The sequence below is a fragment of the Roseateles sp. P5_E11 genome (genome assembly GCF_054049355.1).
In genome coordinates this window covers 1-5,389 of record NZ_JBFUMO010000407.1, presented here as the reverse complement: position 1 = coordinate 5,389, position 5,389 = coordinate 1, and the positions used below count along the sequence as shown (strand labels likewise).

Genomic DNA, 5,389 nt, shown 5'->3' with positions numbered 1-5,389 from the left:
CGGTCATGAAGCGCTCCCGCATGGCCAGCGCCTCGGCAAGCGGGCGGGAGCGCCAGGCGGACGTTGCGAAGTCGATATACGCCGGTAGGTCCAACGTTCCCGCGTTGTACTGGGCAAAGAACTCGTCGTTCTTCGCACCCCAGACCACGCCGTCCACCCAGCCCACCTCCACCATGAAACCACCGAAGGCATGGTCGGAATCCATGGGGATCAGCGTCCCATCCAGGTCAAACAGCGTGAGATTCATAAATTAGGGTCAGAGTCGATTTTTTCTTCAACGGCCTCGTCGGCCAGCATGGCCTTCAGCAGCGGCAGTGTCAGCGCGCGCTTGGCTGACATCGCGAATTCATCCAGCCGCTCGAGCAAGGCCATCAGCCCCTTGAGATTGCGCTCGAAGCGGGTCAGCAGATAGGACAGCACCTCGTCGCCGAGCAGCAGGCCGCGGCGATCGGCCTCGCGGCGCAGCACGGCACGCATTTCGGCCTCGCGCAGCGGTTCAAGCGCAAAGCTCGGGCCCCAGCCCAGGCGCGTACGCAGGTCTTCGCGCACGGCCAGGTCGACGGCTGGCGCATCGGCCGTTGCAACGACGGTATAGCCCTGCCCCGCCGTCGCTACAAAAAGGGCAAAAGCGGCATGCTGCTGGCCGGCGTCAAAGCGCTGGCAATCGTCCAGCAGCAACAGGCTCTCGTGGGCCGGCAGCTCCCAGGGCAAGGCCGTCTCGGCGTCGTACCAGGCGACGCGCTGGCCGGCCGCCTGCCAGCGCTCGGCCAATGCCTGCAGCAGATGGCTCTTGCCCGAGCCGGTCGGGCCCCAGAGCAGCGCGGGTGGATCGCCCGGCTGCAGGCCCAGCAGGTAGGCCAGAGCCTCGGCATTGGCGCCGGGCAGGAAGTTGTCGAAGCTGTGCGCGGGCGGCGCCAGCAGCGCAAGCGGGATCTGCCTCATTGAACGGCTAACGGAACAGCGAACTCTCGAGATAGGCGCGATGCAGGCGCTTGACCGCGACTGCCGCCACAGCCGACAGCGGCAGCGCAATCAGCACGCCGACAAAGCCGAGCAGATGACCRAAGGCCAGCAGCGCGAAGATGACCATCAGCGGGCTCATGCCGATGCGCTCGCCGACGAAGCGCGGCGTCAGCACGAAGCTTTCCAGCAGTTGGCCGATGCCAAAGACGATGGCGACAGCGAGAACGCCATAAAGATTTGCGAATTGCAGCAAGCCTGCCAGCAGCGCCAGCACCAGGCCCAGGCCAAAGCCCAGATAGGGAATGAAAACCGCCAGGCCGGTGAAGACGCCGATGGGCAAGGCCAGATCGAAGCGCGCCAGCGCCAGGCCGACGCTGTAGAAGATGGCCAGAGCCCCCATGACGAGCAATTGACCGCGCAGGTACTGGCCCAGCGTCTCATGGCATTCGTCGAGGAAGCTGCCAACCGAATCGCGCGCCGCTGGCGGCACGAGAGCGCGCATGCGCTCGACCAGGCCCGGCCAGTCGTCCAGCAGATAGAAAAGCACGACGGGCAGCAGCACCGCATTGCCGATGAAGGCGAGCAGGAAGCTGCCGCCGATGCGGGCCGAGCTCAGCGCCGTCGCCAGCCACTCTTCGAAATTGGCATCCAGGTACTTCAGCACGAAGGCCTTGATGCTGGCCGGGTCGAGCTGCATGTAGATGCCGTGCTCCGCCAGCCAGGGTGAAAGCTTGTCATTGGCCAGTTTCGCCAATGCAGGAATCTGCTCGCGCAGCGCCGGCAGCTCTTTGCTGAGGATGGGCAGCACCAGCAGCACCAAAGCCAGCAGGGCCATCGCAAACAGCAGCTCGACCATCAGCACCGCCAGCGACCGCGGCACGCGCCGGTTCACCAGGGCCTGCACCGCGGGCGCCAACGCGTACGCCAGCACCAGGGCCGCGATGAAGGGCGCCAGCACGGGCGACAGCAGCCACAGCAGAAGAATGACGCCCAGGGCGACACCGCCCCAGGCCAGGGCGGTGCGTTGGTGCTTGCTGAGCTTCATCATGGTGGTGGGCGGGCGGGCGCGGATTGTCACTGAAGCGGCGGCCGGGCCTGGTCAAGCAGCATCGCCAGGCGGGTTCGCAATCTCGCGGCGTCGGGTGCATCACCCCGCTCGGCAAGATAGAAAGCCAGATCGTCGGCGGCAGCAGCAAAGGCGCCCAGCGTCGCCAGCACCAGGCCGCGATCGCGGCGCTCGACCGGGTCGCCCGGCAGCAGGATGACGAGGCGCTGTTGCACGGCCAGCAGCCGCGGCCAGTCCTCGGCGGCGCGGTGAACTTCCTTCAGATTGCGCAGCATGCGTGCCAGGATCTGGCGCTTGGATGCAGCGCGCAGGAAGAACTCCAGCGGCAACTCCAGGTCGGCGGGCAGCTCGCTGCCATGGCGGTAGACGGCCAGGCGCTCGTCCAGCCGCGTGGCTGACAGCGATTCGCCCGTGAAGGGGTCGATAACGACCTCGCCAAGCCCGATGCGGCATTTGACGAGGAAATGCCCCGGGAAGGCGACGCCCGCAGCGCGCAGGCCCGCCTGCTCGGCAAGCTCCAACAGCAGCACGGCAAGCGTGATGGGAATGCCACGCCGCGTCTCCAGCACGTGATGCACGAAGCTATTCTCGGCCGCGTAGTAATTGTTCAGATTGCCGGCAAAGCCGAGTTCGCCGTGGAAGAAACGTGTCAGCTGGTGCAGCCGCTCGGCCGGCACAGTCTCCGACGTGATGCGCTCACGCAGGCGGCGCGCCAGCGCATCCACCTTGGACAGCGCAGCCTGGACATCAAGCTGGGGATATTCGTCCTGGGCCAGGCTGATGGCGGCCTCGAGCAGATTGAGGCTCTCATCCTCCGCCACCAGCGTGGCGAAGTAGTCCAGCGGAGTCGGCGCTGCGTACTTCATCAGCTTGGGCGCCCGAGCGCACGGGGCCGCATGCCAACCAGCAGCAGCACCGCGAAATAGACGAGGGCGCTGCCCGCCAGGCTGGCCGCCATGACGAGACCGCGCCGGATCTCGTGCGCGCCCAGGCCGAGCCAGTCCAGCCTGCTGGCCAACTGCCATTGCAGCAGGCCCATGGCTGCACAAGCCAGCACCACACGCAGGCCGAAGGCCAGCCAGCCAGGCTCGGGGCGGTAGCTACCCAGCTTCTTCAGCCCCCAGAACAGCCAGCCCGCATTGACCAGCGCGCCCAGGCCGATGGACAGGGCCAGGCCCGCGACACCGATCCAGGGCACGAAGACAAGGTTGAATCCCTGCGTCAGCACCAGCACCGCAACAGCGATCTTGGCCGGCGTGCCGGTGTCCTGGCGAGCGAAGAAGCCGGGCGCCAGCACCTTCACCGCGATCAGGCCCAGCAGGCCAACACCCCAGCCCATGACCGACTGCGCTGTGTGGGCCACGTCGGTCGCCGTGAAGGCGCCGCGGTGGTAGAGCACGGCCGTCAACGGTTCGGCGAAGACCAGCAGGGCGACGGCGCAGGGCAACGCGAACAGCATCACCATGCGCAGGCCCCAGTCGAGCAGGCGGCTGTAGCGCTCGCTCTCGCCCGAAGCCTGGGCAGCGGACAACTGCGGGGTCAGGACCGCGCTGAGCGCCACGCCGAGCAGGCCGATGGGGAATTCCATCAGGCGGTCGGCATAGTTCAGCCAGGAGGTCGCGCCCTCGCCGAGGCGGCTGGAGATCTGCGTGTTGATCATCAGCGACAGCTGGGACACACCGACACCCAGCAGCGCCGGCCCCATGCCCAGCATGACGCGGCTGACACCCGGATTGGCACGTGCCTCCCGCAAGCCTTGCCAGCTGAACCGCATGCGCGGCGTCACGCCGATGGCCCGCAGCGCCGGCCACTGCGCCAGCAATTGCAGCACGCCGCCGAGCATGACACCGAAGGCCATCGCATAGATACCCGGATAGCCCGCGCGCTCAAGCGGCCCGACCAAGGCCCAGCCGACGGCGACGACGCTGAGGTTGAGCAGCACCGGCGTTGCCGCCGGCACGACAAAGCGTCGCCAGGTGTTCAGGATGCCCGCCGACAGGGCCACCAGCGACATGCAGCCGATATAGGGGAACATGAAGCGCGTCATGACGACGGATGCGTCGAACGCCGGCTCCGGCAGCCCGCCGCCGAGCAGCCAGACCAAGAGGGGCGCTGCGACCACACCAATCACCGAGGTCGCCATCAGCGCCCATAACAGCACGGTCGCGACGGCGTCGATGAGGCGCTTCGTTGCCGCTTCGCCCTCGGTGGCCCGCGTCGCCGCCAGCAGCGGCACGAAGGCCTGCGAAAATGCGCCCTCAGCAAACAGACGTCGCAGCAGGTTCGGGATCCGGAACGCGACGAGAAACGCATCGGTCATTCCGGTGGCGCCGAAAAGGCCCGCCACCATGGTTTCGCGGACAAGGCCGGTGATGCGCGAGGTCAGGGTCAGCAGGGAAATGGTCGACGCAGCGCGCAGCAGATTCATGGCGGCGGATTATCTGTGTCGTGAATGGCGCCTTCTTCGATACTCGTCCCAGGCACTTGGCTTTAACCCTGATTTCGGGCTATACTCGTCGTCTTTGCACCAACTGGGTATAGATACAGCATGGCTACCAGCTCCAAAGCCAAGAAGAAGACGGTTCGCCTGGCGTCGGGTCTCAAGCGCGTCCGCCAGGACGCCAAGCTCAACGCCGCGAATACTGCGCTTCGCTCCAAATACCGTACGGTCGTCAAGAACGTGCAAAAGGCTGTGACCGCGGGCGACAAGTCCAAGGCTGCTGACCTGTTCAAGGCTGCCCAAGCCGTCATCGACTCTGTCGCCGACAAGGGCATCTTCCACAAGAACAAGGCTGCTCGTCACAAGAGCCGCCTGTCCGCCAAGATCAAGGCGCTCGCCGCCTAAGAAACAATCCAGCTCTGGTGCAAGCAAAGAGGCCCGCGCAAGCGGGCCTCTTTGCATCTGCGGCCCGCACCTGCGGGCCGCTTGCATTTCAATGCCACTCGCCTGGCACGACGCCCTGGATGCTGCGGTCGCGCAGCCACTCGGCGACGGCCCGGGCCACCCACTGCGGGTCATCCAGCGGCAGATCGTGGCCGGCCTTGGTGTGCAGGCGCAGCGGCGCTCCCCAGGCACGGCTGATGGCCTGCGAGCAACGCCAGTCGACGAGCCCATCCGCTTTGCTGCACAACAGCAGCATAGGCGCAGCCGGGCGAGTGCGGCTGGCGCGATAGCGCATGCTGGCGAGCAACTGGCGGGCCGTGTTGCGAACACCGAGCGGGTGCTGGCGCTGCAACTCCACCCAGCGGTCGATGATGGCCGGAGTCGGCGTCAACCGCGTCGTCAGGCTGAGCACCCTCTCCTCCCGCATACGGGCGCTGAAGCGACTCAGGGACAGCAGCAACAGGCCAAGATAGTTC

General features: G+C 66.4%; 7 protein-coding genes. 1 reads left to right on the top strand and 6 read right to left on the bottom strand.

Annotation, left to right across the window (positions count from 1 at the left end; all coding sequences use genetic code 11):
- The 5 genes from ACXJKR_RS23195 to murJ all read right to left on the bottom strand — a co-directional run.
- A partial coding sequence (locus ACXJKR_RS23195) for an HAD family hydrolase (protein ID WP_457324812.1) occupies positions 1-247 on the bottom strand: 247 nt, incomplete at its 3' end.
- Positions 244-942 carry a DnaA regulatory inactivator Hda gene (gene hda / locus ACXJKR_RS23190; RefSeq protein WP_457324811.1) on the bottom strand — a complete coding sequence of 233 codons (699 nt, stop codon included), beginning with the start codon at positions 940-942 and terminating at the stop codon, positions 244-246. The genes hda and ACXJKR_RS23195, both read right to left, overlap by 4 nt.
- Before the next feature lie 7 nt (positions 943-949).
- Positions 950-2,008: an AI-2E family transporter gene (locus ACXJKR_RS23185; RefSeq protein ID WP_056202492.1), complete on the bottom strand. Its 1,059-nt coding sequence runs from the start codon at positions 2,006-2,008 to the stop codon at positions 950-952.
- Positions 2,009-2,037: 29 nt separating this feature from the next.
- Positions 2,038-2,895, bottom strand: coding sequence for a SirB1 family protein (locus ACXJKR_RS23180; RefSeq protein WP_457324810.1), 858 nt, complete (start codon positions 2,893-2,895; stop codon positions 2,038-2,040).
- Positions 2,895-4,457, bottom strand: coding sequence for a murein biosynthesis integral membrane protein MurJ (murJ, locus tag ACXJKR_RS23175; RefSeq protein ID WP_457324809.1), 1,563 nt, complete (start codon positions 4,455-4,457; stop codon positions 2,895-2,897). The genes ACXJKR_RS23180 and murJ overlap by 1 nt, the downstream gene beginning before the upstream one ends.
- Positions 4,458-4,577: 120 nt before the next feature.
- On the opposite strand from murJ, the gene rpsT reads away from it, so the two are divergent.
- On the top strand, positions 4,578-4,874 hold the full coding sequence (gene rpsT / locus ACXJKR_RS23170) for a 30S ribosomal protein S20 (RefSeq protein WP_056201882.1): 297 nt from the start codon (positions 4,578-4,580) through the stop codon (positions 4,872-4,874).
- 88 nt (positions 4,875-4,962) lie between these two features.
- Here the strand turns inward: rpsT and ACXJKR_RS23165 are convergent.
- Positions 4,963-5,389, bottom strand: a 427-nt coding sequence (locus tag ACXJKR_RS23165; protein ID WP_457324808.1) for an alpha/beta fold hydrolase, incomplete at its 5' end; no start/stop codon positions are given.

Bases quoted from the DNA above. Each gene is read 5' to 3' on its own strand.
- hda (WP_457324811.1), bottom strand. From the start codon at position 942: ATGAGGCAGATCCCGCTTGCGCTGCTGGCGCCGCCCGCGCACAGCTTC.
- ACXJKR_RS23180 (WP_457324810.1), bottom strand. From the start codon at position 2,895: ATGAAGTACGCAGCGCCGACTCCGCTGGACTACTTCGCCACGCTGGTG.
- murJ (WP_457324809.1), bottom strand. From the start codon at position 4,457: ATGAATCTGCTGCGCGCTGCGTCGACCATTTCCCTGCTGACCCTGACC.
- rpsT (WP_056201882.1), top strand. From the start codon at position 4,578: ATGGCTACCAGCTCCAAAGCCAAGAAGAAGACGGTTCGCCTGGCGTCG.